The following is a 26,300-nucleotide window of genomic DNA, read 5'->3' on the forward strand; positions in this document are numbered from 1 at the left end:
CGGAGTGGCCGCCGTCCCGGATCCCGCCGGGGTCGACGCCGGCCGGGCCGACGCCCAGGGGTACGCCGCCGACTGGGCCCGCGCGGTACGCCGCCTCGGTTTCGTGCCGCTCAGCGCGGCCGAGACCGAGCGGCTGCTGCTGGTGCACACGATCCGGCTGGCGCAGGCGGTGCGGGCGGAGCCATTCACCGCCAGCCCTGCCGAGGAGGTCGGGCGGGCGTTGGTGGAGGCGCACCTCACCGAGCCGGAGGCCCTGGACTGGACGCTGCACGCCCTCGGTGCGGCGTTCCCGCGCCAGGTGCTGGGCGCCGGTGACCGGCCGCCGGACCTCGCCGACCGGATCGCGTCGGTTCAGGGCGGGCTGGCCGCCGGGTTCGCCCGCGCGCTGCGCGACCGCACCTTCAGCCAGCAGGAGCGGATCGCCCGATCCGCCTGGCAGGCGCGCGACGAGGTCGAACAGGCGCTGCGCAACAGCGAGGCCCGGTTCCGGGCGGTCTTCACCGGTGCCGCGATCGGGATCGGCATCGCCGGCGTGGACGGTCGGATCATCGATGTCAACCAGGCGTTCGCCGACATGCTCGGCTATTCGATCGAGGAGTTACGGGATACCAACGTGGCGGCGCTGTTCCACGCCGACGACGCCGCCGGGATGTGGGAGCTCTACCAGGAGCTGACCGACGGCAAGCAGGACACGGCCCGGGTGGAGAAGCGTTACCACCGCAAGGACGGCAGTGTGGTCTGGACGGATCTGGCCGTCTCGCTGATCCGACAGGACGGCCGGCCTCGATTCACCGTCGCGATGATCGAGGACATCACCCAGCGGTACGAACTCCAGCAGCGGCTGCGATTCCAGGCGCTGCACGACCCGCTGACCGGTCTGCCCAACCGGACGCTGTTCTTCGAGACGCTGGGCCGGGTCCTCGACACGGCGGGCGCCGGGCAGCGGGTCGGGGTGTGCTTCCTCGACCTGGACGGCTTCAAGGCGATCAACGACAGCCTCGGCCACGACCTCGGTGACCGGCTGCTGGTGGTGATCGCCCGGAGGCTGGCCGCCTGCGTGGCCGACCGAGGCCACCTGGTCGCCCGGATGGGCGGCGACGAGTTCGTGATCCTCGTCGACGGAGGGGACGACATCGACGACGCGGTGGTCGTCGCGGAGGCCGCGCTGGCCGCCGTCGCCGCCCCGGTGCATGTCGGCAACCACCAGTTGGCCGTCTCGGCCAGTGTGGGCATCGTGCAGTGCCCGGTTGCGGAGACCACCGCGTCCGAGCTGATGAAGGCCGCGGACACCACGCTGTACTGGGCCAAGGGGGCGGGCCGGGGCCGGTGGGCGGTGTACGACCCGGAGCGCAGCGCCCGGGACATCGCCCGGTCGGCGCTGGTCGCCGGGCTGCCGGCCGCACTGGACCGGGGCGAGTTCGTGCTGCACTACCAGCCGATCGTGTCGCTGCTGGAGGGCAGCATGCTCGCGGTGGAGGCGCTGGTCCGGTGGGAGCACCCGGAGCTGGGCCTGATCGGGCCGGACCGGTTCATCGGCCTGGCCGAGGAGACCGGTTTGATCGTCCAGCTCGGCGAGTGGGTGCTACGACGGGCCTGCCACGACGCCGAGCAGTGGCGGCGGGAGTTCCCCGAGGCCAAGCTGGTGGTCAGCGTCAACCTGGCCGCGCGGCAGGCCGACGATCCGGCAATCGTGGACACCGTGGCCGACGCACTGCACACGACCGGGCTGCCGGCGGAGCTGCTTCAGCTGGAGCTGACCGAGAGCGCCGTGATGGGCAGCGCCGGTGAGCCCCTGCGCAGCCTGCACCGACTCGCCGCGCTCGGCGTCCGGTTGGCCGTGGACGATTTCGGCACCGGGTATTCGAACCTGGCGTACCTGCGGCGGCTGCCGATCCACTCCCTGAAGCTCGCCGGCCCGTTCGTCGAGGGCATCCGCGCCGACGGGTCCGATGTCGAGGCCGACCATCGCGACGAACGAATCGTCGACGCGTTGGTCCGGTTGGCGCACGCGTTGGAGCTGTGGGTCACCGCCGAGGCGGTGGAGACCGGGGTGCAGGCGGAGCGGCTGCGGGCGCTGCGCTGCGACACGGGTCAGGGGCGCTATTTCGGCGCCCCCGCCCCGGCCGAGGCGATCACCGCGCGGCTGCGCGGCAGAGAGGTGACGCAGTGAGCGTGACGGACGCCTCCGCGGTGGTCACCGTGCTCGCCGGTTTGGCCATCCTGGCCGGACTGGCCGGAGTGATCGTGCCCGGCCTGCCGGCGCTGCCGTTGTGCTGGGGTGGGGTGCTGGTCTGGGCGATCTTCGGTGGCGCCGGCCCGGGTGGCTGGGCGGTGTTCGCTGCCGCGACGCTGGTCGCCGCCGCCGGCACCGTGATCAAGTACGCCTGGCCGGGCCGCAACCTCAAACGCACCGGCGTGCCGACGTCCACCCTGCTTGCCGGTGGGGTGCTCGGGATCGTCGGGTTCTTCGTGGTGCCGGTCGTGGGGCTGGTGCTCGGCTTCGTCGCCGGGGTGTGGGCGGCGGAGCGGCTGCGGCTGGGCAGCAACCAGTTGGCCTGGCCGTCCACAGTGCAGGCGGTCAAGGCCGCTGGTCTGTCGATGCTGGTCGAGTTCGCCGCCGGCGTGGTTATCGCCGCGCTCTGGCTGGCCGGCCTGCTGCTGACGTGACCCGCGGCCCGCGGCCTGGCACGGAACCCGACGCGGCGGTCGCCGCGGCACGGCGGGCGTACCGGGGTCCGGTCGGTGTGGCTCGACCGGGCCTGGTGGCCGACCTGCCCGCTTGACGTGCGGGCTCGTTGTGGGGGCGGCGACGCGGGGCGGGTGTCGGGGTACGGCGAAAGGGGCCGCACCGGTGAGAGAGGTGACGTGCCCCGCGCCGCCGCGGTGCCGGGCGGTCCGAGCGCCCGGTGGTGGGCCCGTCGGGATCGGGCCTGGTCACGGGTTCAAGGATGCGGCCGGGGTGGCCGTGGTGGCAACACAATTAGCCGCCACGGCGGTGAGATTCCCACCGACTACGTATTGACCGCCTTGATCGGCCGGGACGACACTTTGCGCACTCGCACGCGGAACCACCTCAGGGAGGTGTGCAGTGGCAACGACCCCCGTGCCAACCGCCGAGCAACCGATGGACGACGACGCCCGACGGCTCGCCGAACTCGGCTACAAACAGGAGTTGCGCCGCAAGTGGAGTGGCTTCTCCAACTTCGCCATCTCGTTCTCGATCATCTCGATCCTGGCCGGCTGCTTCACCACCTTCGGTCAGGCCTGGAACAACGGCGGGCCGGTCGCCATCTCCTGGGGCTGGCCGCTGATCTCGCTGTTCATCCTCATCATCGGCTTCTGCATGGCGGAGCTGGTGTCGGCGTACCCGACCGCGGGCGGGATCTACTGGTGGGCGGCCACCATGGGTCGCCCGGTGCACGGCTGGTTCACCGGCTGGTTGAACCTGATCGGTCTGGTGGCGGTCACAGCCTCGGTCGACTACGGCTGCGCGACGTTTCTCAACCTCACCCTGTCGGCGCTCTTCGACGGCTGGGCCGGGACGCTGCGTCAGGCGTTCTTCCTCTTCGTGATCATCCTGGTGCTGCACGGCCTGATCAACATCTTCGGGCACCGGATCATCGACGTACTCCAGAATGTCTCGGTCTGGTGGCACGTGGCCGGCGCGGCCGTCGTGGTGGCCATCCTGGTCTTCGTGCCCGACAACCACCAGAGCTTCCAGTTCGTGTTCACCGAGCGGTTCAACAACTCCGGCTTCGGTGACGGGGACATCGGCGGGCTGACGTTCTGGTTCTACGTGCTGCCTCTGGGTTTCCTGCTGACCCAGTACACGATCACCGGTTTCGACGCCTGTGCGCACGTCTCCGAGGAGACCCGGGGCGCCTCGACGGCCGCCGCGCGCGGGCTCTGGCAGTCGATCTTCTATTCGGCGGTCGGCGGCTGGATCCTGCTGCTGGCGTTCCTCTTCGCGGCCACCGACGTCGAGGCGGTCAACGCCGCGGGTGGCTTCTCCGGTGCCATCTTCGAATCCGCGCTCACCCCGGTCTTCTTCAAGATCGTCATCATCATCTCCACCATCGGCCAGTTCTTCTGCGGAATGAGCTGCGTGACGTCGATGAGCCGCATGGCGTACGCGTTCAGCCGCGACCGGGCGGTGCCGGGATGGCGGCTCTGGTCGAAGGTCGACCGCAACGGCACCCCGGCCAACGCGATCATCGGTGCCACCCTGGCGGGCCTGGTGCTGACCCTCCCGGCGCTCTACGAGAGCTCGGCCGGCATCCCGATCGCCTTCTACGCGGTGGTCTCGGTCGCGGTGCTCGGGCTCTACCTGTCCTTCCTCATCCCGATCGCCCTGCGGCTGCGGATGGGCGACAGGTTCGTGCCCGGCCCGTGGACGCTCGGCCGCAGGTACAAGCTGTTCGGCTGGATTGCGGTGATCGAGATCGCGGTCATCGCGGTCTACTTCGTGCTGCCGATCGTGCCCGCCGGGGTGCCCGGCAACGACGGGTTCACCTGGTCGGCGGTGAACTACGCGCCGCTCGCCGTCGGCGGGGTCCTGCTGGTGGTCGCCGTCTGGTGGTACGCCTCAGCCCGCACATGGTTCACCGGCCCGGTCCGTACCGTCGAGGAGCGTGCGCCGGTGGCCGACCCGGCGCCGGTCGACGGCCCGGCCTGACCCGCACCCGGCGGGACGGGCACCGCTGCCGTCCCGCCGGGTTTGGCACCCTCGCCGCCGGGGGCATTGACGGTGATCCGGTTTGCCAGTAGACCTTGTTGATGGAGGCCCGCACATGAGGCAAGCGCCGCTCACGCTGGAACAACTGCGGGTCGCCGTCGCCGATGGCGAGATCGACACGGTGGTGCTGGCCCTCGTCGACATGCAGGGCCGCTTGCAGGGCAAACGGTTCCACGCGCCCTACTTCCTCGACCAGGTGGTGGCCAACGGCAGCGAGGGCTGCAACTACCTGCTCGCCGTGGACGTCGACATGAACACCGTCGACGGGTACGCGATGTCGAGTTGGGAGCGCGGCTACGGCGACTTCGCGATGGTGCCGGATTTCGACACGTTGCGTCGGATGCCCTGGCAGCCGGGCTCCGCGTTGCTGCTGGCCGACCTGACCTGGCTCGACGGCTCGGGTGACGTGGTCGCCTCGCCCCGGCAGATCCTGCGCCGCCAGCTGGACCGACTGGCCGAGCACGGGCTGACCGCGTACGCCGGCACCGAGTTGGAGTTCGTGTTGTTCCGCGACTCGTACGAGGACGCCTGGCGGCGCGGCTACCGCGACCTCACCCCGGCCAACCAGTACAACGTGGACTACTCGCTGCTCGGCACCGCCCGGGTGGAGCCGTTGCTGCGCCGCATCCGCACCGAGATGGCCGGCGCCGGGCTCACACCGGAGAGCGCCAAGGGCGAGTGCAACCTCGGGCAGCACGAGATCGCCTTCCGCTACGACGAGGCGGTCGCCTGCGCCGACCACCACGTGATCTACAAGACCGGCGCCAAGGAGATCGCCGCCCAGGAAGGCGTGGCGATCACCTTCATGGCCAAGCCGAACGAGCGCGAGGGCAACTCCTGTCACATCCACTTCTCGCTGCGCGACAGCAGCGGTGGCTCGGCGATGCTCGGCGACGGGCCGGCGCACCTGTCGCAGACCGGGCAGCGGGTGCTCGCCGGGCTGCTGGCCACCATGCGGGAGTTCAGCCTGCTCTTCGCCCCGAACATCAACTCCTACAAGCGCTACCAGCCGGGATCGTTCGCCCCGACGGCGTTGCGCTGGGGAGTCGACAACCGCACCTGCGCGCTGCGGGTGGTCGGGCACGGGCAGGGCATGCGGGTGGAGAACCGGGTGCCCGGCGCCGACGTCAACCCGTACCTGGCGATCGCCGGGCTTGTCGCCGGGGCGCTGCACGGCATCGGCCGGGAGTTGGAGCTGGGCGTGGAGTGCAGCGGCAACGCGTACGACGACCCGGAGGCCGAGCGCGTCCCTGGCACCCTGCGCGACGCCCTGGCCCTCTGGGAGGAGTCCGAGGTGGCCCGGGATGCGTTCGGCCCCGAGGTGGTGGCCCACTACGCCAACCAGGCGAGAGTGGAGCTGAAGGCTTTCGACGCCGCGGTAACGGACTGGGAGCTGACCCGTGGCTTCGAACGCCTCTAACGACCCCTTGTCCCCCGCGATCTTGCACTTTGGGTCGTCGATCTGCGGTGAATCGTGGTCTTTGTCGGGGCAGCAAGTGCAAGATCGCGCAGGCGAGGGGGTGGGGTGTGACTGTTGTTGTGGATCCGGCGTCCGGGGTCGGGTTTCGGGAGGTTACGGGGGCCTCGGTGGGGGAGGTTGATGTTCTTGTCTCGCGTGCGGCGACGGCGTTTTTGACCTGGCGGAAGGTTGCTCCGGGGGATCGGGCTCGGTTGCTGCGGCGGTTCGCCGCGGTCGTGGACGCGCACCTGGAGGAGCTTGCCGCGCTGGAGGTCCGCAACTCCGGTCACACCATCGGCAACGCCCGGTGGGAGGCGGGCAACGTCCGGGATGTCCTGGACTACTACGCCGGGGCGCCCGAGCGGCTGACCGGACGGCAGATCCCCGTGCCCGGCGGCCTGGACGTCACCTTTCACGAACCGCTCGGCGTGGTCGGGGTGATCGTGCCGTGGAACTTCCCGATGCCGATCGCCGCCTGGGGGTTCGCCCCCGCCCTCGCCGCCGGCAACACCGTGGTGCTCAAACCCGCCGAGCTGACCCCGCTCACCGCGCTGCGCCTGGCCGAGCTGGCCCGCGAGGCCGGCCTGCCCGACGACGTGTTCACCGTCATCCCCGGTGCGGGCGGCGTGGTGGGGGAGCGGTTCGTCAGCCACCCGGCGGTCCGCAAGATCTGCTTCACCGGCTCCACGGAGGTCGGCACCCGGATCATGGCCGGCTGCGCCGCCCAGGTGAAGCGACTCACCCTGGAGTTGGGCGGCAAGAGCGCGAACATCGTGTTCGCCGACGCCGACCTGGAACGCGCCGCGGCGACCGCGCCGGGCGCGGTCTTCGACAACGCCGGCCAGGACTGCTGCGCACGGTCGCGGATCCTGGTCCAGCGTCCGGTGTACGACCGCTTCCTGGAACTGCTCGAACCAGCGGTACGCGCGGTGCGGGTCCAGGACCCGTCCCGGGACACCGCCGAGATGGGTCCCCTGATCTCCGCGGCTCAGCGGGACCGGGTCGCCGGCTACCTGACCGGGGCGAAGGTCGCCTTCACCGGTTCCTGCCCCGACGGCCCCGGGTTCTGGCACGCGCCCACGGTGCTGCTGGCCGACTCACCGGCCGACCGGCACTGGCGGGAGGAGATCTTCGGCCCGGTGGTGTCGGTGCTGCCGTTCGACGACGAGGCCGACGCGGTCCGGCTCGCCAACGACACGGAGTACGGCCTCTCCGGATCGATCTGGACCCGGGACGTGGGTCGCGCCCTCCGCCTGGCCCGCGCCGTCGAGGCGGGCAACCTCAGCGTCAACTCGCACTCCTCGGTGCGCTACTGGACCCCGTTCGGCGGGATGAAGCGTTCCGGGCTCGGCCGTGAGCTGGGCCCGGACGCGCTGCACTCCTTCACCGACGTCAAGAACGTGTTCATCGCGACAGAGGAGTGACACAGTGCAGAAACGGTTGCAGGACCGGGTGGCCGTGGTCACCGGAGCGGGCAGCGGCATCGGGTTGGCCACCGTTCGGCGGTTCGCCGCCGAGGGGGCCCGGGTGGTCTGCGTGGACATCGACGCGGCGACCGGCGCAAAGGCGGCCGAGGAGTGCGGAGGCGAGTTCGTGGCCACCGACGTGGCCGACGAGTCGGCGGTACGCGATCTGTTCGACGGGGTGGCGGACCGGCACGGCCGGGTGGACATCGCGTTCAACAACGCCGGCATCTCACCGCCGGACGACGACTCCATCCTGGACACGGGCCTCGACGCGTGGGAGCGGGTGCTGCGCGTCAACACCACGAGCATCTACCTCTGCTGCAAGTACGCCATTGGGCACATGCGTCGACAGGGCAAGGGGTCGATCATCAACACCGCCTCGTTCGTGGCGTTGATGGGTGCGGCGACGTCGCAGATCGCGTACACGGCGAGCAAGGGCGGTGTGCTGGCGATGACCCGGGAGCTGGGTGTGCAGTTCGCCCGCGAGGGCATCCGGGTCAACGCGCTGTGTCCCGGCCCGGTGGCCACCCCGTTGCTGCTGGAGCTGTTCGCCGCGGACCCGGAGCGGGCTGCCCGCCGGCTGGTGCATGTGCCGATGGGCCGCTTCGGGCAACCGGAGGAGATCGCGGCGGCGGTGGCGTTCCTGGCCAGCGACGACGCCTCGTTCATGACCGCCGCGCAGTTCGTGGTCGACGGCGGCATCACGGGCGCCTACGTCACCCCGCTATGAAAAGGCGGCGGCCGTTGATCGGGATCAGCGCGTACGTCGAGCCCGCCGACTGGGCGGCCTGGCGGGACGTGCGGGCCGTGCTGGTGCCGGAGGCGTACGCGCAGGCGGTGACGGCCGCGGGTGGCCGGGCGGTGGTCCTGCCGCCGGACGACGTGGACGGCGACGTGTCGGCCGTCCTCGACGGGCTGCTGCTGGCCGGTGGCGCGGACATCGGCCCGGGGCGGTACGGGCAGCCGCCCGATCCGCGCACCGAGGACCGGCCGGACCGGGACGCCGGCGAGCTGGTCCTGTTGGCCGCGGCGCTCGCCGCCGAGTTGCCGGTGCTGGGGGTGTGCCGGGGAATGCAGTTGCTGGCCGTCGCCTACGACGGCACCCTGCACCAGCACCTGCCCGACGTGGTCGGTCATGAGGCGCACCGCCCGGCGCTGGGCGTCTACGGGTCCCACGCGGTGCGCTTCGCGCCGGGAAGCCTGGCCGCGACGGTGTTGGCCGGGGTGGACCAGGTCAACTCGTACCACCACCAGGCGGTCGCCGATCCGGGCCGGCTCTCGGTCACCGGTTGGGCGGAGGACGGCGTGGTCGAGGCGGTCGAGGACCCGGTCCTGCCGTTCGTGCTCGGCGTGCAGTGGCATCCGGAGAATGAGCCGGATCCCCGCTCGATCGCCGCGCTGGTCCGGGCCGCCGGGCGGCGGGTCGACGGTGAGAGTGACGTAGGTCGCCCCCGACCGCTGACGTCGCCGGTGGGAGGATCCGCGCATGGGCAAGGTGTATCCGGAGATCGACGATCGACTGCGTGATTTCCTCGCGGCCCAGCCGATCTCGCCGTACCAGCGACGACCTGGTGGTCTACCGGGCCACCAGGAACGCGGCGAGCATCGACGGGCTGCCGGTCTTCTGACTCGTCGGGGGCTTCGGCAACCGTTGCTCGACGCCCTGCACCCGCGCTGTCCGGTGCCTGACGGCTCACGCGTACGTAACTCAGGCCGGGCTGAGCCAGCTCTGCTCGCTCAGGCCGGAGATCTCCAGCACCCGGCGGACCTGCCGGGACGGCAGGACGGTGAGCGTGCCCGAAAACTGCTGGGCGAGCCGGACCAGGGCGTGGATGGCGGCCGAGTCGAAGAACGTGACCGCGCTCAGATCGAGGGTGATCTGCGCGGCGGGCTCGCGCAGCGCGGTCTGGAGCATGATGTCCGCGGTCGCCATGTCGACCTCACCGGCCACCACCACGTGGAGGTGATCACCGTCGATCTCCGCGCTGGCGGAGAAGACGGGTGGTGCTGCCCCTTGATCCACGCCAGACACCATGGCACAGCCGACCAGGCAGGGCAACAACCGGCCCGGAGCAGCCGTGGCGCGGGTTACCAGCGCCTCCGGCGATAGGCTTGAGGTATGACCGTCCGTCCGCCGCTGACACCCGGCACGCTCTCCCCGCTGCGACCGGTGCCATCCCAGATCGCCCGACCGGAGTACGTGGGCAAGAAGCGCCCGCAGGAGTGGCGCGGCTCGCACGTGCAGACGCCGGAGACCATTGAGAAGATGCGGCTCGCGAGCCGGCTCGCCGCCCAGGCGACCCAGCTCGCAGGCGAGCACAGCAAGCCCGGTGTGACCACCGACGAGATCGACAAGGTGGTGCACGAGTTCCTCTGCGACCACGGCGCCTACCCGTCGACCCTGGGCTACAAGGGCTTCCCGAAGTCCTGCTGCACCAGCCTCAACGAGGTCATCTGCCACGGCATCCCGGACTCCACCGTGCTGCAGGACGGCGACATCATCAACGTCGACGTGACCGCGTACATCGGTGGGGTGCACGGTGACACCGATGCCACCTTCTGCGTCGGCGAGGTCAGCGAAGAGGCCCGGCTGCTGGTCGAGCGGACCCACGAGGCGATGATGCGCGGCATCCGCGCGGTCAAGCCGGGTCGCCAGATCAACGTGGTGGGCCGGGTCATCGAGTCGTACGCCAAGCGGTTCGGCTACGGCGTGGTCCGCGACTTCACCGGCCACGGCATCGGCGAGTCCTTCCACAGCGGGCTCTACGTGCCGCACTACGACAGCCCGCGCCCCACGGACATCATGGAGCCCGGGATGACGTTCACCATCGAGCCGATGATCACGCTCGGCACCTACCAGTACGACATGTGGGACGACGGGTGGACCGTGGTCACCAAGGACCGCAGGTGGACGGCCCAGTTCGAGCACACCATCGTCGTGACCGACGACGGCCACGAGATCCTGACCCTGCCGTGACCGACACCCCAGCAGCCCTGCGCGAGGCGCACCACGCGGACATCACCGGCGGCTGGCTGCGCCCGGCCGTCTTCGGCGCGATGGACGGTCTGGTCACCAACATCGCCCTGATCGCCGGTGTCGGCGGCGGCGGGGTGTCACCCCGCAGCATTGTGCTGACCGGCTCGGCCGGCCTGGTGGCCGGTGCGATCTCGATGGGGCTCGGCGAGTACACCAGCGTGCGCTCCGCCAACGAGCAGGTCGCCGCCGAGGTGGCCAAGGAGCGACGGGAGCTGGAACGGCACCCCGAGGCGGAGGCCCGGGAGTTGGCCGACGCGTGGGTGGCCCGTGGTCTTCCCCGGGATCTCGCCACCCAGGTCGCCGAAGCGGTACGCCGCGACCCCGAAGAGGCGCTGCGGGTGCACGTCCGCGAGGAGTTGGGCGTCGACCCCGACGACCAGCCCAGCCCGTGGACCGCCGCGATCACGTCCTTCCTGTTCTTCTCGGTCGGCGCGTTGGTCCCGCTGCTGCCATACCTGCTCGGCGCCACCGAGCTGGGGCTGGCACTCGCCGTCGGCGGGCTCGGGCTGTTCGTCGCCGGTGCGGTGGTGGCCCGCTTCACCAACCGGCCCTGGTGGGCCGGCGGGCTGCGCCAGTTGCTGCTGGGTGCCGCGGCCGCCGCCGCCACCTACCTGATCGGCTCGCTGATCGGCGTACAGGGCGGGCTGTGACGCCGGTCAGGCGGTGAGTAGCTCGTCGATCGTGCCGTCGACCGCACGACCACGAGCGGCCAGCTCTTCGGCCTGCCGGGCCAGCACCACACCCACCTCGGTCATGTCCGCGCCGGCCAACCCGGTACGTCGTACCGCGTCCCCCGGGTCACGGAAGTAGGTGCGGCTCAGCAAACCGGTCACCGTGGCCGCCGCCAGCCGGGCCTCGCCGAGCATCAGCAGGGCCTGATCGGTCTCGTACCACTCGGCGAGCCGGGCGGCCCGGGCGTGCGCCGCGCTGCCGCGGTACCAGGCCTGCCGGGCCGCGGTGCTGAACTCCGCCGGCCGGGCCCGGGCCAGCCGGCCGAGATGCTCGTCGCGCAGCGTCCGCAACCAGCCCGTCGGATCGTGTAACGCCTGGGTGGTGACATACCGGTCGGCGGTCAGCGGCCAGAGCGGGGAGAGCACCCGCGCCTGAGCCAGGTAGTCCTCGGCGGCGGCCACGGTCAGATCGACCAGCACCCCGTCCACACGCCGGGTCGCTGGCGGCGGGCCGGTGCCGGGCCGGTAGGTGACCACCAGCATTCCCGCCTCGCGGTCCCCACCGCCGTCGTCGTCGCCGTGGGCCAGGGGCCCGTGCACCGCGACCGTGAGCACGTCGGCCGGGAACCGCCGTCGGACCGCCTTGGCGACCCGCTGGGCGACCGTCCACCGTCGATCGTCGAGGCCCCGGTCGACACCGGCCTGTTCGCTGCTCGCGCTCACCCGGCCCCCACTGTTCGCGACTGCGGGGCTCGCAACCCCGGCGCGCTCCTCGCGCTCACGGGACCACCACGCCTCCGCTACCGAGCGTCAGCCTAGCCAGCCGGCGGCGGACCGGCCGGCTCGCCGCGCCCGGTCGGCACCAGCCGGAAGATGCGGATCTCCCGGCCGCCGGCCCGCTGCACGTACGTGCGGTACGCGGGCCACTCGGCGACCAGCAGCTGCCACAGCCGGTCCCGTTCGGCGCCGGTGGCCGGATCCGCGTGCACCGGAACCCGCAGACCCTTCACGTACACCTCCGCGCCAGGATCGGCGAGCAGGTTCAGCGCCCAACCGGGGTGCTGGGTCTGCCCCCAGTTGGAGCCGATCACCACGTACGCGTCGCCGTCCGGCACGTAGAGCAACGGATTGCTGCGTGGCTTGCCGGAGCGGCGGCCGGTCGTGGTGATCACCAGGGACGGGATCAGGCCGAGCGCGACCACCCGGCCCCGGGTGAGTCGACCGACCACCCGGTCGGCGGGGACCAGCAGGCGTGCGGCGGCGCCGAACCAGCGATGATGACCGACTCGACGGGTGAAAGTTCCCAGCACTGGCACGCGGATCAGTCTGCCGGCTGCCGGGTCCCGGCGGCACCTCCGTACGCGCCCGGATTGTCAACCGGCCGGCTCGCGCTGTGTGGCCAACGGCTGCCAGCCCGGTGGCTACGCCACCGGAGTCAGTCCAGCCGTCGTTCGATCGGCAGCCGGGCGCGGGTGAACAGGCCCGCCCCGAGCATCGCCACCACCGGCACCAGCACCAGGACCCCGAGGACGGGCCACGGCACCAGGAACGGGTACGGATCGGGTACCGGCCAGTCGGTGGCGTACTGCCGGTTGACCGAGAACAGCACGATCGCGGCGGTGCCGAGCCCGGCCACGATGCCGAGCACCGAGCCGAGACCGGCGATGACCCCGGCCTGGCAGATCGCCAGCACCCGGCGTAGCGCTGGTGCCGCGCCGACGGCCGCGAGGGTGGTCAGCTCGGCGCGTCCCTCGGCGGCGGCGAGCGCGGTGGCGATTCCGGCCGCCCCCACCGTGATCAGCCCGGCCGCCGCCGCGAGCAGCAGGAGCAGCGGTGAGACGTCGCGGGGTGCGCCGCCGTATTCCACGGTCAGCGAGATCGTCCCGAAGGGCCGCAGGGCGGCGGCGAACCGCTTCAGTTGCTCATCGTCGGGCGGGGTCGTGGTGCCGATCACCCAGCCGGACGGGGACGGGGACGGGTGCAGACCGAGCTGGCGGGCCGCCGACGCGGACAGCAGCAGGCGGGGCTGACCGGCCGCCGCGGGTAGCGCGTACCCGGGCAGGTCGCGGGTGGCGGGCGGCCGGTCCAGCCCGGCGTCCATCTGGTTGACGCGTACGGTCACCAGGCCGTCGTGCAGGTAGCGCGGGTCGGTCACCACCACGCCTCCGGCGTGCAGCACCGCCGTCGCGGCGGCGGTCGTCGCCGGGTCCACGCCGGTGAGGAGTGGCAACGCGGTCCCGTCGTCCACGTCGGTCTGCACGTAGCCGCCGAAGTAGTCCGCCTCACGGATCCCGCAGCGCGGGTCGGCCCGGGCCTGCCGGCGGTGCGATGCGGAGAGGCCGTCCTCCGGCAGCCAGGGGCAGACCCGCTCCGGCGGGAGCACCGGCGCGACGTCGCAGTAGTCGGTGCCCGCCGGCCCGCAGCCCACCGCGTACACCGGGGCGACCGCGCCGACGACACCCAGCTGGTCCCGGGCTGCGGTGGCGACCTGCGCCAGCGTGGGATGCCGGGTCGACTCGTTCGGGTCGACCAGCACGTGGCCGGTCGGCAGTGCCGGCCGGTAGGCGCGCATCTCGCGCGCGCCGTCACTGGCCAGGTACGCACCGAGCGCGACGCTGCTGGCGACAGCGGCCATCACGGCGCAGATGGCCGGCGCCGCGGCGGCCCGATTGCGGCTGGCATCGCGCAGCGCGATCCGCGGCGCCAGCGGCAACACCCGGCCAAGGCGGGCGAGCGCGCCGATCAGCGTGGGTGTGCAGCACACCAGGCCCAGTTCGCCCAGGATCAGACCGGTGAGGATCACCGCCGGGGAGGTCTGCGTGGCCCCGAACGCCGCCAGTCCCGCGCCGCCGGCCACCAACGCCAGCCCGAGGGCCAACCACCGGGCCCGGGTCGTGGGTGGGGTCCGTCGGCCGGCGAGCCCGGCGCTGACGTCCTGCCGGGCGGCGGTCCAGGCCGGTGCCAGCGCGGCGAGCACTCCGGCCAGCACCGCGACCCCACCGAGCAGCACCAGCGCGGTCGGCCAGCAGCGGTAGCCGCCGAAGCGGGCGCCGAAGACGTACTGCTCCACCAGCGGGCGACCGGCGAACGCCGCGCCGACGCCGACAAGCAGGCCGGCGGCGGCGCCCAGCACACCCAGCACCACGCCGTCGGCCAGCACGACCCGGCGAAGCTGAGCGGCGTCCCCGCCGGCCACCGCGACCAGCGCCAGATCCCGCCGTCGTCGACGGATGCCGACCGCGAAGGCCGGCCCGACCAGCAGCACGACCTCCAGAAGCCCGAGACCGGCGATCAGCACGCCGGTGCTCAGGTCGCCGCTCGGGCCGATCGAGCCGAGGTACATCCGCTTCCGTTCGGACGTCGAGTCGTCCGGAGAACGCGGGGCGACCACCACCACCCCCCGATCGTTGAGCCGGGACACCAGCGCGGCATCGACGGCGCCGGGCACGTCCGCCAGCCAGACGCTGTCCGACTCGGGACCGGTCGGTGGCACGGCCCCCGGGTGCAGCGCCACCACCGCGCCGAGATCGTCCGGGAACTCGACGACCCCCACCACGGTGTACGCCCTGCTCCCGTCCGCGACGGCCACGGCGTGGCCGAGGCGCAGGTCCAGGCGGCGCAGCGCCACCGGACTCACCGCGACCTCGCCGGGCTGCTGCGGCGCCCGGCCGGCCCGGAACCGCACCAGCCCGCGGGCCAACGGGTCGGTGAGGTCCAGCACCCGCCCATCCACGTCCTCGTCGCGATGTGGACCCCGCAGCGTCAGCGGGACGTGGGGGCGCACCTCGGTGACCCGACTGCCCGCCCCGAGCAGTGCGGTCACCTGTGCGGCGGTGACCCGGACAGCGGGGACGTGCTCGTCGCCCCGCGTGCTCCAGCCGTCACCCCACTCGTCCTGCACCACCGGGTTGTCGGCGACCCAGCGCAGCTCCGCGTCGGCCACGCCGAGCTGGCGTTCGACGCGTTCCTGCGGGGTCAGGTCGGCCATGTCGTAGCTCGCCGCCAGGAAGGCCAGCACAGCCACCGGCAGGGCGATCATCGCGAGCACCAGGGCGGTCCGTCGCCGGGCCCGGCGTGACTCCCGTCGGGCGATCCGCAGCGCCGTGCGCCAGGAGCCGGTCAGCTCGGCGAGCCGCCGCCGGCCGAGGTGGGTGGGTGACGCGACCGGCCGCGCCGGGGAGGTGTCGACCCGGCCAGGTGCCCGCAGGACACGGCGGATGATCACCGGTCGCTTCCGGACAGCAGCTGCTCGACGCTGCTCAGCGGTGCCGTCGTGTCGACCAGCACGCCGTCGCGGAGGAACACCACCCGGTCGGCCCAGCCGGCGTGCCGCGCCTCGTGGGTGACCAGCACCCCGGCGGCGCCCGCGTCGATCCGGCGGCGCAGCAGGTGCAGCACCGCCTCACCGGTCTGCGAGTCCAGTGCCCCGGTGGGCTCGTCGGCGAGCACCAGTCGGCGCTCGCCCACCAGCGCGCGGGCGATGGCCACCCGCTGCTGCTGCCCGCCGGAGAGCTGGTCGGGGAAGCGGTCGCCCAGCGCGGGCAGGCCCACCTCGGTGAGCGCGGCCATGGCCAGCGCCCGGGCCCGGCGTCCGCTGACACCGTCGAGTTCCAGCGGGAGCGCCACGTTCTCCAGTGCGCTGAGGCTGCCCAGCAGGTTGAGCTGCTGGAAGATGTAACCGATCCGGCGGCGGCGGAGCTGGGCCAGCCCGCGCCGGTCCAGTTCCCCGAGCGTCTGCCCCTCGACCCGTATCTCGCCGTCGGTCGGGCGGTCCAGCCCACCTGCGAGGGCCAGCAACGTCGACTTGCCAGAGCCGGACGGGCCCATGACGGCGACCAGCTCGCCGGGCCGAACGACCAGGCTGACGCCCCGCAGCGCGTGCACCGCCGCCGGTCCTGCGCCATGGGTGCGGCGGACGGCGCGGAGCTCCAGCACCGCGTCGTCCGACCCGCTCACCGTCGTGCCTCCTCGCCGGTCCATCGCACCGCGTCACGCGCGGCGGCGTCATCCGGTCGGGGTGCGGGAGGTGCCGGGCCGCTGGGCTGGTGCCGCACCAGACTGGTCTCGCAGTGGTCCAGCCAGCGCACCTCCGCCTCGGCCTGGAACACCATCGAGTCCAGCACGAGACGCCAGGGGAGGTCCTCCGATCCGTTGCTGCCGTACTTCAACCGGGTCAGCTCCTGCAGCGCCCGCATCGTCGCGCTGCGCTGGGCCTGCACCACCGAGCGGACGTCCACGCCGGGGGTGGTCAGCGCCAACGCCAGCTTGATCGCCAGCTCGTCGCGGGGCCGGTCGGTACGGCTGACCGGGGTGGCGAACCACAGCGCCAGGTCCGCCCGACCCGCGTCGGTGATCTCGTACGGGCGCTGTCCGGCCTCGCTCTCCGGCAGCGGGCGCACCAGACCGTCCCGTTCCAGCCGGGACAGCGTGGTGTAGACCTGCCCGATGTTCAGCGGCCAGGTCGAGCCGGTCGACTCCTCGAACGCGGCGCGTAGCTGGTAGCCGTACATCTGGCCGCGTTCGAGCAGGGCGAGCAACCCGTGACGGATGGACATGGCAAGGGAGTATGCATACCTGGTATGCGCACCGCAACCGGAGCGGACCGGTTCAGGCTGGTCGACCGGGAAACGGGACAGTCAGCGGGGTCAGCCCGCCCGTCTTTCGCCACCTGGTGGCCCGTACGGCGTACTCGACCAGGGCGGCCAGCGCCTGGTCCCGGTCGGCGCCGGTGGTGGACGCCAGAGCTGCCCGCCAGTGCGCGGCCGTGCGCTCCTCGACCTCGGCGGCGAGCCGCAGAGCGCTTGCCCGGTCGGTGACCGGGAACGGCAGCGCATACCCGGCGCGGTCCGGCGGCACGACACCGCCGGCGGTGCTGAGCTGCACCACCAGCGTGTCGCGCCGGCGACGATGCGCGGCCTCGGCCTGGTGTGCCGCGTCCCGTGCCGCCCCGGTGAGCTGGACACCGATCCGCCCGTAGGCGTAGATGGCCGCGTACTCGGCGGACAGGGCGGAGGCGAACGCCTCCCCGGCGGACGGCTGCCTCACTTCAGTGCCTCCTGGTGGGTGGCCCGGGCGGCGACGATCGACCCGAGCAGTGCGGCCCGTTCCGCGGGTGCCGCGGCGCAGGCGGCGGTGGCGGATTTCTGGGCGGTCTTTTCCAGGGCGCGCAGGGCGGCGAGCGCGCCGGCCGGGTCGGCCGCCGGCGTGGTGGTCGGAGTGGCGGCGACCGCCGAGGGCAGGGCGACGCCGATCACCCGGGCCAGCTCGGTGGCGTGTGCGGTGTGCGCCTCGGCGATCGGGTCGAGCCGGCCGGCCAGCTCCGGGTGCGCGGTCGCGTTCGTCCGGTACTCGGCGGCCAGCGCGAGTGACTCGTCCACCATCGGCCGCAGCGGGTCCGGCGGTGGCGCTGGCTGATCGTCGCGGTCGAAAAGATCACAGCCGGTCAGCGGCGCCGTGGTGCCGCCGAGCACCAGCAGCGCCCCGACGCTCAGGAGCTTTCGCCGCGAATGTCCGGATGATTGGTCGCGCTGTGTCGTTCTGCCGTTCCCCACCGGGCAAGTCAACACCATGCGCGCCGGTCCGGGGGCCACCGGCGTCGGTGCGCCGCCCGGTCCGCCGCCGGCCCGGCGCGTTACGCTCTGCACAGCCACCGGCGTGTCCGCTCCGGTGGCGTGCCGGCATGGCGGGACGACCGGTCACCGTCGACCAGGGAAAGGTGCGGAGATGACGCAGCGTGGCCGTGCCACCAGGCCGACGGGTCGACCCCGCGATGGCGCGGGTCCCCGTGGCGGTGACCTCGCCACGCGGCGTGCCCGCTTGCGGGCCGTGATCGAGCCCGTGGTCAACGACGCTGGCTACGACCTGGAGGACCTGTCGGTTTCCCGGGCCGGTCGCCGGCACGTGGTGCGGGTGATGGTGGACGCCGACGGCGGGATCGACCTGGACGCCGTCGCGGACGTCTCCCGCGCGGTCTCGACCGCGCTGGACGCCGCGGAGGAGGCCGGTGGCGACATCGTCGCCGGGGAGTACCAGCTGGAGGTCAGCTCGCCGGGCGTCGACCGGCCGCTCACCCTGCCCCGCCACTGGCGGCGCAACGTGGGCCGGCTGGTCAAGGTCACCGCCCGGGGCGCGGCCGCGCTGCCCGGCCAGCGTGGCGAGCAGCCCGCCGGTGACCGCCAGCTGACCGGCCGGGTGGTCGGGGCCGACGACGAGGGCGTGCAGCTGGAGACCGACGACGGCCGTGCCTCCTGGGCGTACGCCCAGCTGGGCCCGGGTCGCGTGCAGATCGAGTTCACCCGGCTCGCCGAGCTCGGTGAGCCGGACGAAGAGTTCGACGACGCGGACGATTCAGACGAGATCGACGATTCAGACGAGATCGACGACGAAGATGATGTGGAGGACGAGGAGAGGTGAACATCGACCTCGCGGCGCTGCGCGCACTCGAGCGTGAGCGGGAGATCCCGTTCGACACGATTCTCGCGGCGATCGAGACCGCGTTGCTGACCGCCTACCGGCACACCGATGGCGCCGAGCCGCACTCCCGGGTGGAGATCGACCGCAAGACGGGCGCCGCCCTGGTGTACGCGCAGGAGATGGACTCCGACGGCAGCCTGGTGCGGGAGTGGGACGACACCCCGCACGACTTTGGCCGGATCGCCGCCATGACGGCCAAGCAGGTGATCCTCCAGCGACTGCGGGAGGCCACCGACGAGGTGCACTTCGGTGAGTACGTGGGCCGCGAGGGTGACCTGGTCACCGGCGTGGTGCAGGCGCACGAGACGCGCACCGAGAAGGGCATCGTCAGCGTCGACCTGGGCAAGCTGGAGGGCGTGCTGCCGCAGTCCGAGCAGGTGCCCGGCGAGCGGTACGCCCACGGCGAGCGGATCCGCTGTGTCGTGGTGCACGTGGCCAAGGGCATGCGGGGGCCGCAGATCACCCTGTCCCGGTCGCACCCGGCGCTGGTCAAGAAGCTGTTCGCGCTGGAGGTCCCGGAGATCGCCGACGGCACGGTGGAGATCGGTGCGATCGCCCGTGAGGCAGGTCACCGTACGAAGATCGCCGTACGTTCCACCACCCCCGGGGTGAACCCCAAGGGCGCCTGCATCGGCCCGATGGGCCAGCGGGTGCGCGCCGTGATGAGCGAGCTGCACGGCGAGAAGATCGACATCATCGACTGGTCGGACGACCCGGCCACTTTCGTCGGCAACGCTCTGTCGCCGGCCAAGGCGCTGCGGGTCGAGGTTGTCGACCTGGCCGGCCGAGCCGCCCGGGTGACAGTTCCCGACTTTCAGCTCTCGCTCGCGATCGGCCGAGAGGGGCAGAATGCCCGGCTCGCGGCCCGATTGACCGGTTGGCGAATCGACATTCGCTCCGATGCGGAGCAAACCGCACCGGCCGCGCGGGGGGCAGCTGATCACGTGCGGGAGCCGGGCGGCGCGATCTCGGGCAGCTAGGGGTAGACTTCCTCCAGTGGTACGACGCGCGCAGCCGGAGCGCACCTGTGTGGGTTGCCGGAAACGTGCGCCGGCCAGCGAATTGCTGCGGATCGTCGCGGTCAGGGACGAGGCTGGTTACAGTCTCCGGCCTGATCCGCTCCGCAGGCTGCCGGGTCGGGGAGCGAACATGCACCCGGATCCGGCCTGCTTCGCGCTGGCGGTGCGGCGCCGCGCCTTCGGGCGTGCGCTGCGAATCACCGAGGTCCTTGACCACGGTGTGCTGGCGGAGCACGTCGATGCGCCAACCACTACGTCCGGTCATCCCGACCGGGCGAGGGTCGCTAGCAGGGTAGGACGACCGACATGAGCACACGATGAAGTCCCTGAAATGACCAGGCTTCAAGTGCACGAGTGAGGTCGCTGCGGGTGCTGCCCGCACGACCTCGGAGTGAGGAGTGCAGTGGCAGGCAAGGCCCGCGTACACGAGCTTGCAAAAGAGCTCGGGGTCGAGAGTAAGACCGTTCTCGCCAAGCTGAAGGAAATGGGCGAGTTCGTGAAGTCCGCGTCCAGCACCGTCGAGGCGCCCGTCGCCCGGCGGCTGCGTAACGCATTCGTCGCGTCCGCCGGTGCTCCGGCGCCGGCCGCCCCGTCGGCGCCCGCGTCGACGCCGGCTTCAACCACGACCCCGACGCCGTCCACGACCCCGGACGCGCCACGGGTTTCGGCCCGGCCGATGCCGCCTCGGCGGCCGACCGCTCCGGCACCTGGTCCGAAGCCGAAGGGTCCGGTGCCCGCTGCACCGCAGCCCGCGGCTCCGGTCGCCAAGCCGGCGAGTGCCCACGACATCGAGGTGGCGGCCGCGGAGGCGCGTGCCGCCGCGCTGAAGGCTGAGCAGGAGGCCGCGGTCAAGGCCGCGCAGGCCGCTCGTCAGCAGCAGCGGGACAACCCCGTTCGCCGGGAGCCTCCGGCAGACGGCGGTAACCGCCCCGGCCCTCGGCCGGGTCCGGCCGCGATGCCGCCCCGTCCCGGTTCGCCGGCAGCTCGTCCGAGCACGCCGGCTCCGGCTCCAGGTGCCCGGCCGGGCGGTCGCCCGCCGGCGCGCGGCGCCGGTAACAACCCGTTCGGTATCCAGGGTGGCCAGCAGCAGCGGCCGCCGGCTGCGGGCGCTGGTGGCCCCCGGCCCAACAGCCCGGCGGGCATGCCGCCGCGGCCGAGCCCGAACTCCATGCCGCCGCGGCCCAGCCCGGCGTCCATGCCGAGCCAGCGTCCGGCTGCCGGTCGTCCCGGTCCCGGTGGCGCTGGTCGTCCCGGTGGTGGCGGCGCTGGTCGTCCCGGTGGTGGCGGCGGTGGTGGCTTCCGTGGCGGTCCCGGCGGTGGCGCCGGCGCCGGTGGCGGTTACCGCGGCGGCCCTGGTGGCGGCGCGGGTGCCGGCGGTGGCGGTGGCTACCGTGGCGGTCCCGGTGGAGGCCCCGGCGGCGGTGCTCCCGGTGGCGGTTTCCGTCCGGGTGCTCCGTCCGGTGGCGGCGGTCGTCCGGGTGCGGGTGGTCGTGGCCGTGGCGGCGGCGCCGCGGGTGCCTTCGGGCGTCCGGGTGGCCGGCCGACGCGCGGTCGCAAGTCCAAGAAGCAGCGCAGACAGGAGTTCGACAACCTGTCGGCTCCGACCATGAGCTCGGGTGCTCCCCGAGGTCAGGGTCAGGTCGTCCGGTTGTCCCGTGGCGCCTCTCTGTCGGACTTCGCCGACAAGATCAACGCCAACCCGGGTTCGCTGGTCCAGGAGATGTTCAACCTGGGCGAGATGGTCACTGCGACCCAGTCCTGTTCTGACGACACCCTGCATCTGCTGGGTGAGCACCTGGGCTTCGACATCCAGATCGTCAGCCCGGAGGACGAGGACCGCGAGCTGCTCGCGCAGTTCAACATCGACCTCGACGCGGAGGTGGCCGAGGAGCGTCTGGTCAGCCGTGCGCCGGTGGTGACCGTCATGGGTCACGTCGACCACGGTAAGACCAAGCTGCTCGACGCGATCCGTAAGGCGAACGTCGTTGCCGGTGAGGCGGGTGGCATCACCCAGCACATCGGTGCCTACCAGGTGCACGTTCCACACGATGGCGTGGACCGCGCGGTGACCTTCATCGACACCCCGGGCCACGAGGCGTTCACCGCCATGCGTGCTCGTGGTGCCCAGGTGACGGACATCGTGATCCTGGTCGTCGCGGCCGACGACGGCGTGATGCCGCAGACCATTGAGGCGTTGAACCACGCCAAGGCGGCCGAGGTGCCGATCGTGGTCGCGGTCAACAAGGTCGACAAGCCGGAGGCCAACCCGGACAAGGTCCGCCAGCAGCTGACCGAGTACGGCCTGGTCGCCGAGGAATACGGCGGCGAGACCATGTTCGTCAACGTGGCGGCCAAGCCGGGCCTCGGCATCGAGGAGCTGCTCGAGGCTGTCCTGCTGACCGCTGACGCGTCGCTGGAGCTGACCGCTCCGATCGACGGGCCGGCCCAGGGTGTGGCCATCGAGGCGCACCTGGACAAGGGCCGCGGTGCGGTGGCGACGGTGCTGGTGCAGAAGGGCACCCTGAGGGCTGGCGACTCGATCGTCGCCGGTGGGGCGCACGGCCGGGTTCGGGCGATGCTCGACGAGAACGGCAACCAGCTCACCGAGGCCGGTCCGGCGCGTCCGGTCATGGTGCTGGGTCTGACCGCGCCTCCCGGTGCGGGCGACACGTTCCTCGCCGCGGCAGACGACCGCACGGTGCGGCAGATCGCCGAGCAGCGGCAGGCACGGCGGCGGGCGGCGTCCTTCGCCAACTCCCGCGGTCGGGCCACTCTTGAGACGCTCATGGAGCAGCTCAAGGAGGGCGAGAAGACGTCGCTCAACCTCATCCTCAAGGGCGATGTCTCCGGTTCGGTGGAGGCCCTCGAGGACGCGCTGTTCAACCTCGACATCCCCGAGGAGGTCCAGCTCAAGGTCCTCGACCGGGGCGTCGGCGCGATCACCGAGAGCAACATCATGCTCGCGAGCGCCTCGTCCGAGCCGGTCACGATCATCGGCTTCAACGTGCGGGCCTCGAACAAGGTCCGTGAGATGGCCGACCGCGAGGGCGTGGAGATCCGGTACTACACCGTCATCTACCAGGCCATCGAGGAGATCGAGGCGGCGCTCAAGGGCCTGCTCAAGCCGGAGTACGAGGAGGTCGAGCTGGGCAGCGCGGAGATCCGCGACGTCTTCCGCTCGTCCAAGATCGGCAACATCTCCGGTTGCATCGTCCGGTCGGGCATCCTCCGACGCAACGCGAAGGCGCGCCTGCTTCGGGACGGGGCGGTCGTGGCGGACAACCTCACGATCAGCTCGTTGAAGCGGTTCAAGGACGACGCCACGGAGGTCCGCGAGGGCTTCGAGTGTGGTCTGACCCTGGGTGGTTACAACAACGTCCAGGTTGGCGACGTCATCGAGACCTTCGAGATGCGGGAGAAGGTTCGCGCCTGATCCGGCAGTGACACGCTGATCAAGGGGTTTACGCCGACCGGCGTAAACCCCTTGATCATGCGGGGTGGCTTGGCGGTATCGTCCGGGGCGATGTTTACCGGAACCGCGGTCTTCGACCTGCTGCTGCCGGGCGACTCCCGGTCGCTCAAAGCCAAAAGATCATATGTACGGCCGATCGTGGCGGCGCTGCGCCGCTTCGAGGTGTCGGCCGCCGAGGTGGGAGCGCTCGACCTGCATGGTCGAGCGGAGATAGCGGTGGCCGTGGTGGCCGCCGAGACGGCGCACGTCCGCGAGGTGCTCGACTCCTGTGAGCGTCTGGTGGCCGGCCGCCCCGAGGTCGAGTTGCTGTCGGTCCGACGCCGGCTGTACGGCGTGGACGACGACTGACCGAGGTGCCGGCTGTGCCGGGCGACCGGTGCGGCCGCAAAGGTAGTGTTCGAGATGTTGGCCGGTCGGCCGGCGGCCCCCGGGTCGCCGGGTCTACCGGGAGCAGGACGCCGTGGAGGTGGCGAGATGTCTGATCCGGCCAAGGTACGCCGGCACGCGGAACGGGTGCGTGAGCTGGTCGCGTCGGTGGTGCGGAGCCAGATCAAGGACCCGCGGCTCGGGATGATCACCATCACCGATGCCCGGATCACCGCTGACCTGCGCGAGGCGACGGTCTTCTACACCGTGCTCGGCGACGCGGTGGCCCAGGCGGACACCGCGGCGGCGCTGGAGAGCGCCAAGGGGCTGCTGCGCAGCACGGTCGGAAAGGCGCTCGGGTTGCGGCACTCGCCGACCCTCACGTTCGTCCTCGACGACGTGCAGGACCAGGTCAAGCACATCGACGACCTGCTCGCCGCCGCCCGCAACGCGGACGCCGAGGTGCAGCGGCTCGCTGCCCAGGCGAAGTACGCGGGCGAAGCGCAGCCGTACCGGGTGGATGACGAGACGGACGAGACGGAGGAGGCCGACGAGGCCACCGACGTCAAGGAAACCCCGCGGGGTGGGGAAACGCGGTGACGAGCACCGCCAGCGCCCCGCTCGCCAGGGCGGCCGGGGTCGGCCCCGCCGAGGCGGACTGGGCTGCGGCCGAGGCGCTGGTGCGGGCTGTCCCGCCGAGCGGTCGGGTGCTGCTGATCTGCCACGTCAACCCGGACGGCGACGCGCTGGGCAGCATGCTCGGCTTCGGTCTGGGTCTGCGGCAGTTCGGCGTACGCGAGGTGCAGGCGACCTTTCCCGGGCCGCCGGAGGTGCCCGAGCCGTTCCGTGGGTTGCCCGGTCTGGACCTGCTGGTCCCGGCGGGCGCCGCGGATCTGGCACCCGATCTGGTGATCTGCTTTGACGCGGCGAGCGAGTCGCGCCTCGGCGAGTTGGCGGGGCGGTTGTCGTCCGCGGGGGCGGCGCTGGTGCTTGATCACCACGCCTCCAACCCCGGCTTCGGCACGGTCAATCTGGTCGACCCGGGTGCTGCGGCGACGTCGGTGGTGGCCGAGCAGTTGCTGGCCCGGCTCGGGGTTGTGGTGGATCCGGCCATCGCCGAGTGCCTCTACGTGGCGCTGACCACGGATACCGGCTCGTTCCGGTTCGAGGCGACCACCCCGGCGGTGCATCAGATGGCAGCCCGGTTGCTGGCCACCGGCATCTCGCCCGGTGACATCTCCCGGCGGGTCTTCGACACACGGCCCTTCGGCGCGGTCCGCCTCTTTGGTGAGGTGCTCGGCCGGGCCCGGCTGGAGCCGGCCGCTGCTGGCGGCCGAGGGTTGGTCTGGACCTCCGCCACCCTGGACGACCTGGCCCGGCACGACCAGCGGCCGTACGTGCTGGAGGCGCTTATCGACTCGGTGCGCTGCACCGCCGAGGCGGATGTGAGCTGTGTGTTGAAGCAGACCACGCCGGGCGAGTGGGCCGTGTCGATGCGCAGCAAGGGCGCGGTGGACGTCAGCCGGGTCGCGGTCGCGCTGGGCGGTGGTGGTCACCTGTTCGCGGCCGGGTTCATCGGTCGGGGCACCGTTGAGCAGGTGGTCGAGTCGATTCGTGGCCAACTGGACGCGGCGCTGATCCGCTCCGGCAGCTGACGCTGGCGATTCGCCTCCATCGATCTGCTGGTTCGGAAGATCAGGGTCAGCTCCGGGGAGTGTTGGTCTTCCCGCGCTCCGTGCGACCGGGAAGAATTGCGGGATGGAGCAGCCGCACGATCTCACCGTGGAGGCCCCCCGCGCCTGGGACCGGCCCGCCGTCTCCGTTCCCGTCCTCGTCTGCCTGTCGCTCGTCGGTGGCCGGTTCGCCTCGTTCTCCACCGAGGCGAATCTGTTCACCATCGGCACCGGAGGGGTGCTGATCTGGCTCGGTCTGAGCAATCGGGTGCCCCGTCGACCGGCGCCGCGGCGTCTGGGCGCGGGGGCGGCCTGGTGGGCGGTGCCGGTGGTGGTCTTCGGGGTCTTCGAGGGCGTCACCTTCGTGCTGGCGGCCGGCGATGACTTCCCCACCTTCTCCCGGCTGGCCGACCCTCTCCTGGAGGATCACCTGACCCGGTCGGCGGTCTGGTTCGCCTGGTTGGCCGCCTTCTGGGGGCTGGTGCGGCGATGATGCGAGCGCTCGCGATCGGCGGTTTCCTCACCGCGCTGGCCCTCTTCGCGGTGGTCGAGTGGATGGCCCGGCGGGAGGGTTCCCGGATCCCCACCCTGGGCGAGGTCTGCGCGTACGTGATGCGCTACGAGGTGGGCCCGGTGCCGGTGGGCCGGATCGGTCTGTTCGGGTTCTGGTGGTGGCTGGGCTGGCATTTCCTGGCTCGCTGAACCGGGGTCGCCAACTGTCCAGATGGCGGGAACCACGAGCAGCATATGGACCTGAACGATAGCTTGGGAGATGGCCGGTGTCGCCTTGCGGCGCAGGTCGTGGGCGGTGGTGCAACACCTCGCGCCGCTTCCCTCCAGGGTCGGACCGACCCGGGCTCACGCTGCCCAGCCGGCTGCTCCGGTAACCCCGGACCGCCGTGGGGCGCTCAGCACGACCGCCCGTGAGG

General features: G+C 71.9%; 26 protein-coding genes. 18 read left to right on the forward strand and 8 right to left on the reverse strand.

Translation table 11 applies throughout. The annotated features are described in order from the left end of the window. Positions 1 to 4: 4 nt before the first annotated feature. The 7 genes from OG811_RS17785 to OG811_RS17815 all read left to right on the forward strand — a co-directional run bounded on the left by OG811_RS17785 (position 5) and on the right by OG811_RS17815 (position 9,187). Entirely contained in the window at positions 5 to 2,170 is a 2,166-nt protein-coding gene (locus OG811_RS17785) for a putative bifunctional diguanylate cyclase/phosphodiesterase (protein ID WP_406067210.1), read from the forward strand. After that, the gene (locus OG811_RS17790; RefSeq protein WP_406067212.1) at positions 2,167 to 2,667 is read left to right on the forward strand and encodes a DUF456 domain-containing protein; all 501 of its coding nucleotides are present in this window, start codon (positions 2,167 to 2,169) and stop codon (positions 2,665 to 2,667) included. Before OG811_RS17785 ends, OG811_RS17790 begins: the two co-directional genes overlap by 4 nt. A gap of 421 nt (positions 2,668 to 3,088) precedes the next feature. Continuing rightward, positions 3,089 to 4,675: an amino acid permease gene (locus OG811_RS17795; protein WP_406067213.1), complete on the forward strand. Its 1,587-nt coding sequence runs from the start codon at positions 3,089 to 3,091 to the stop codon at positions 4,673 to 4,675. Between the two features lie 115 nt (positions 4,676 to 4,790). Then, entirely contained in the window at positions 4,791 to 6,155 is a 1,365-nt protein-coding gene (locus OG811_RS17800) for a glutamine synthetase family protein (RefSeq protein WP_406067215.1), read from the forward strand. Between the two features lie 107 nt (positions 6,156 to 6,262). Further along, complete coding sequence (locus tag OG811_RS17805; protein ID WP_406067216.1) at positions 6,263 to 7,618, forward strand: aldehyde dehydrogenase family protein; 1,356 nt, start codon at positions 6,263 to 6,265, stop codon at positions 7,616 to 7,618. 4 nt (positions 7,619 to 7,622) lie between these two features. Next, the gene (locus OG811_RS17810) at positions 7,623 to 8,390 is read left to right on the forward strand and encodes a 3-oxoacyl-ACP reductase (RefSeq protein WP_406067218.1); all 768 of its coding nucleotides are present in this window, start codon (positions 7,623 to 7,625) and stop codon (positions 8,388 to 8,390) included. After that, positions 8,387 to 9,187: a gamma-glutamyl-gamma-aminobutyrate hydrolase family protein gene (locus OG811_RS17815; protein WP_406067220.1), complete on the forward strand. Its 801-nt coding sequence runs from the start codon at positions 8,387 to 8,389 to the stop codon at positions 9,185 to 9,187. The genes OG811_RS17810 and OG811_RS17815 overlap by 4 nt, the downstream gene beginning before the upstream one ends. A 181-nt stretch (positions 9,188 to 9,368) precedes the next feature. On the opposite strand, the gene OG811_RS17820 is transcribed toward OG811_RS17815, so the two are convergent. Continuing rightward, on the reverse strand, positions 9,369 to 9,683 hold the full coding sequence (locus OG811_RS17820) for an STAS domain-containing protein (protein ID WP_406067222.1): 315 nt from the start codon (positions 9,681 to 9,683) through the stop codon (positions 9,369 to 9,371). Between the two features lie 96 nt (positions 9,684 to 9,779). Between OG811_RS17820 and map the strand changes: the two genes are divergently transcribed. Both map and OG811_RS17830 read left to right on the forward strand, forming a co-directional pair. Beyond that, positions 9,780 to 10,637 (forward strand): type I methionyl aminopeptidase, encoded by an 858-nt coding sequence (gene map, locus OG811_RS17825; protein ID WP_406067223.1) that lies wholly within the window; start codon positions 9,780 to 9,782, stop codon positions 10,635 to 10,637. Further along, entirely contained in the window at positions 10,634 to 11,347 is a 714-nt protein-coding gene (locus OG811_RS17830) for a VIT1/CCC1 transporter family protein (protein WP_406067225.1), read from the forward strand. Before map ends, OG811_RS17830 begins: the two co-directional genes overlap by 4 nt. A gap of 6 nt (positions 11,348 to 11,353) precedes the next feature. On the opposite strand, the gene OG811_RS17835 is transcribed toward OG811_RS17830, so the two are convergent. The 7 genes from OG811_RS17835 to OG811_RS17865 all read right to left on the reverse strand — a co-directional run bounded on the left by OG811_RS17835 (position 11,354) and on the right by OG811_RS17865 (position 17,937). Continuing rightward, entirely contained in the window at positions 11,354 to 12,091 is a 738-nt protein-coding gene (locus OG811_RS17835) for a nucleotidyltransferase domain-containing protein (protein ID WP_406067227.1), read from the reverse strand. A gap of 92 nt (positions 12,092 to 12,183) precedes the next feature. Next, a complete protein-coding gene (locus tag OG811_RS17840; RefSeq protein ID WP_406067229.1) occupies positions 12,184 to 12,684 on the reverse strand; it encodes a nitroreductase family deazaflavin-dependent oxidoreductase in 501 nt (166 codons plus the stop codon). Positions 12,685 to 12,803: 119 nt separating this feature from the next. Next, complete coding sequence (locus OG811_RS17845) at positions 12,804 to 15,593, reverse strand: FtsX-like permease family protein (protein WP_406067230.1); 2,790 nt, start codon at positions 15,591 to 15,593, stop codon at positions 12,804 to 12,806. Further along, entirely contained in the window at positions 15,590 to 16,324 is a 735-nt protein-coding gene (locus OG811_RS17850) for an ABC transporter ATP-binding protein (protein ID WP_406067231.1), read from the reverse strand. The genes OG811_RS17845 and OG811_RS17850 overlap by 4 nt, the downstream gene beginning before the upstream one ends. Further along, positions 16,321 to 16,923, reverse strand: coding sequence for a PadR family transcriptional regulator (locus tag OG811_RS17855; RefSeq protein ID WP_406067233.1), 603 nt, complete (start codon positions 16,921 to 16,923; stop codon positions 16,321 to 16,323). The genes OG811_RS17850 and OG811_RS17855 overlap by 4 nt, the downstream gene beginning before the upstream one ends. A gap of 52 nt (positions 16,924 to 16,975) precedes the next feature. Beyond that, positions 16,976 to 17,413: a ferritin-like domain-containing protein gene (locus OG811_RS17860; protein WP_406067235.1), complete on the reverse strand. Its 438-nt coding sequence runs from the start codon at positions 17,411 to 17,413 to the stop codon at positions 16,976 to 16,978. Next, positions 17,410 to 17,937: a hypothetical protein gene (locus OG811_RS17865; protein ID WP_406075777.1), complete on the reverse strand. Its 528-nt coding sequence runs from the start codon at positions 17,935 to 17,937 to the stop codon at positions 17,410 to 17,412. The genes OG811_RS17860 and OG811_RS17865 overlap by 4 nt, the downstream gene beginning before the upstream one ends. 154 nt (positions 17,938 to 18,091) lie before the next feature. On the opposite strand from OG811_RS17865, the gene rimP reads away from it, so the two are divergent. The 9 genes from rimP to OG811_RS17910 all read left to right on the forward strand — a co-directional run bounded on the left by rimP (position 18,092) and on the right by OG811_RS17910 (position 26,073). Next, on the forward strand, positions 18,092 to 18,781 hold the full coding sequence (gene rimP, locus OG811_RS17870; RefSeq protein WP_406067237.1) for a ribosome maturation factor RimP: 690 nt from the start codon (positions 18,092 to 18,094) through the stop codon (positions 18,779 to 18,781). Next, a complete protein-coding gene (gene nusA, locus OG811_RS17875) occupies positions 18,778 to 19,821 on the forward strand; it encodes a transcription termination factor NusA (protein WP_406067238.1) in 1,044 nt (347 codons plus the stop codon). The genes rimP and nusA overlap by 4 nt, the downstream gene beginning before the upstream one ends. Before the next feature lie 16 nt (positions 19,822 to 19,837). Continuing rightward, positions 19,838 to 20,170 carry a YlxR family protein gene (locus OG811_RS17880; RefSeq protein WP_406067239.1) on the forward strand — a complete coding sequence of 111 codons (333 nt, stop codon included), beginning with the start codon at positions 19,838 to 19,840 and terminating at the stop codon, positions 20,168 to 20,170. Positions 20,171 to 20,263: 93 nt separating this feature from the next. Further along, positions 20,264 to 23,293 carry a translation initiation factor IF-2 gene (gene infB / locus OG811_RS17885; protein WP_406067241.1) on the forward strand — a complete coding sequence of 1,010 codons (3,030 nt, stop codon included), beginning with the start codon at positions 20,264 to 20,266 and terminating at the stop codon, positions 23,291 to 23,293. A 90-nt stretch (positions 23,294 to 23,383) separates the two neighbouring features. Further along, a complete protein-coding gene (locus OG811_RS17890; protein ID WP_272616236.1) occupies positions 23,384 to 23,680 on the forward strand; it encodes a DUF503 domain-containing protein in 297 nt (98 codons plus the stop codon). Positions 23,681 to 23,806: 126 nt separating this feature from the next. After that, positions 23,807 to 24,298: a 30S ribosome-binding factor RbfA gene (gene rbfA / locus OG811_RS17895; protein ID WP_406067242.1), complete on the forward strand. Its 492-nt coding sequence runs from the start codon at positions 23,807 to 23,809 to the stop codon at positions 24,296 to 24,298. Continuing rightward, complete coding sequence (locus OG811_RS17900) at positions 24,295 to 25,353, forward strand: bifunctional oligoribonuclease/PAP phosphatase NrnA (protein WP_406067244.1); 1,059 nt, start codon at positions 24,295 to 24,297, stop codon at positions 25,351 to 25,353. Before rbfA ends, OG811_RS17900 begins: the two co-directional genes overlap by 4 nt. 103 nt (positions 25,354 to 25,456) lie before the next feature. Beyond that, on the forward strand, positions 25,457 to 25,864 hold the full coding sequence (locus OG811_RS17905; RefSeq protein ID WP_406067245.1) for a hypothetical protein: 408 nt from the start codon (positions 25,457 to 25,459) through the stop codon (positions 25,862 to 25,864). Continuing rightward, the gene (locus OG811_RS17910; RefSeq protein ID WP_203151123.1) at positions 25,864 to 26,073 is read left to right on the forward strand and encodes a DUF6186 family protein; all 210 of its coding nucleotides are present in this window, start codon (positions 25,864 to 25,866) and stop codon (positions 26,071 to 26,073) included. Before OG811_RS17905 ends, OG811_RS17910 begins: the two co-directional genes overlap by 1 nt. The last annotated feature ends 227 nt before the right edge of the window (positions 26,074 to 26,300 follow it).

Origin of the sequence: Micromonospora sp. NBC_01638, assembly GCF_045209745.1 — a bacterium.
Classification (GTDB): Bacteria; Actinomycetota; Actinomycetes; order Mycobacteriales; family Micromonosporaceae; genus Micromonospora.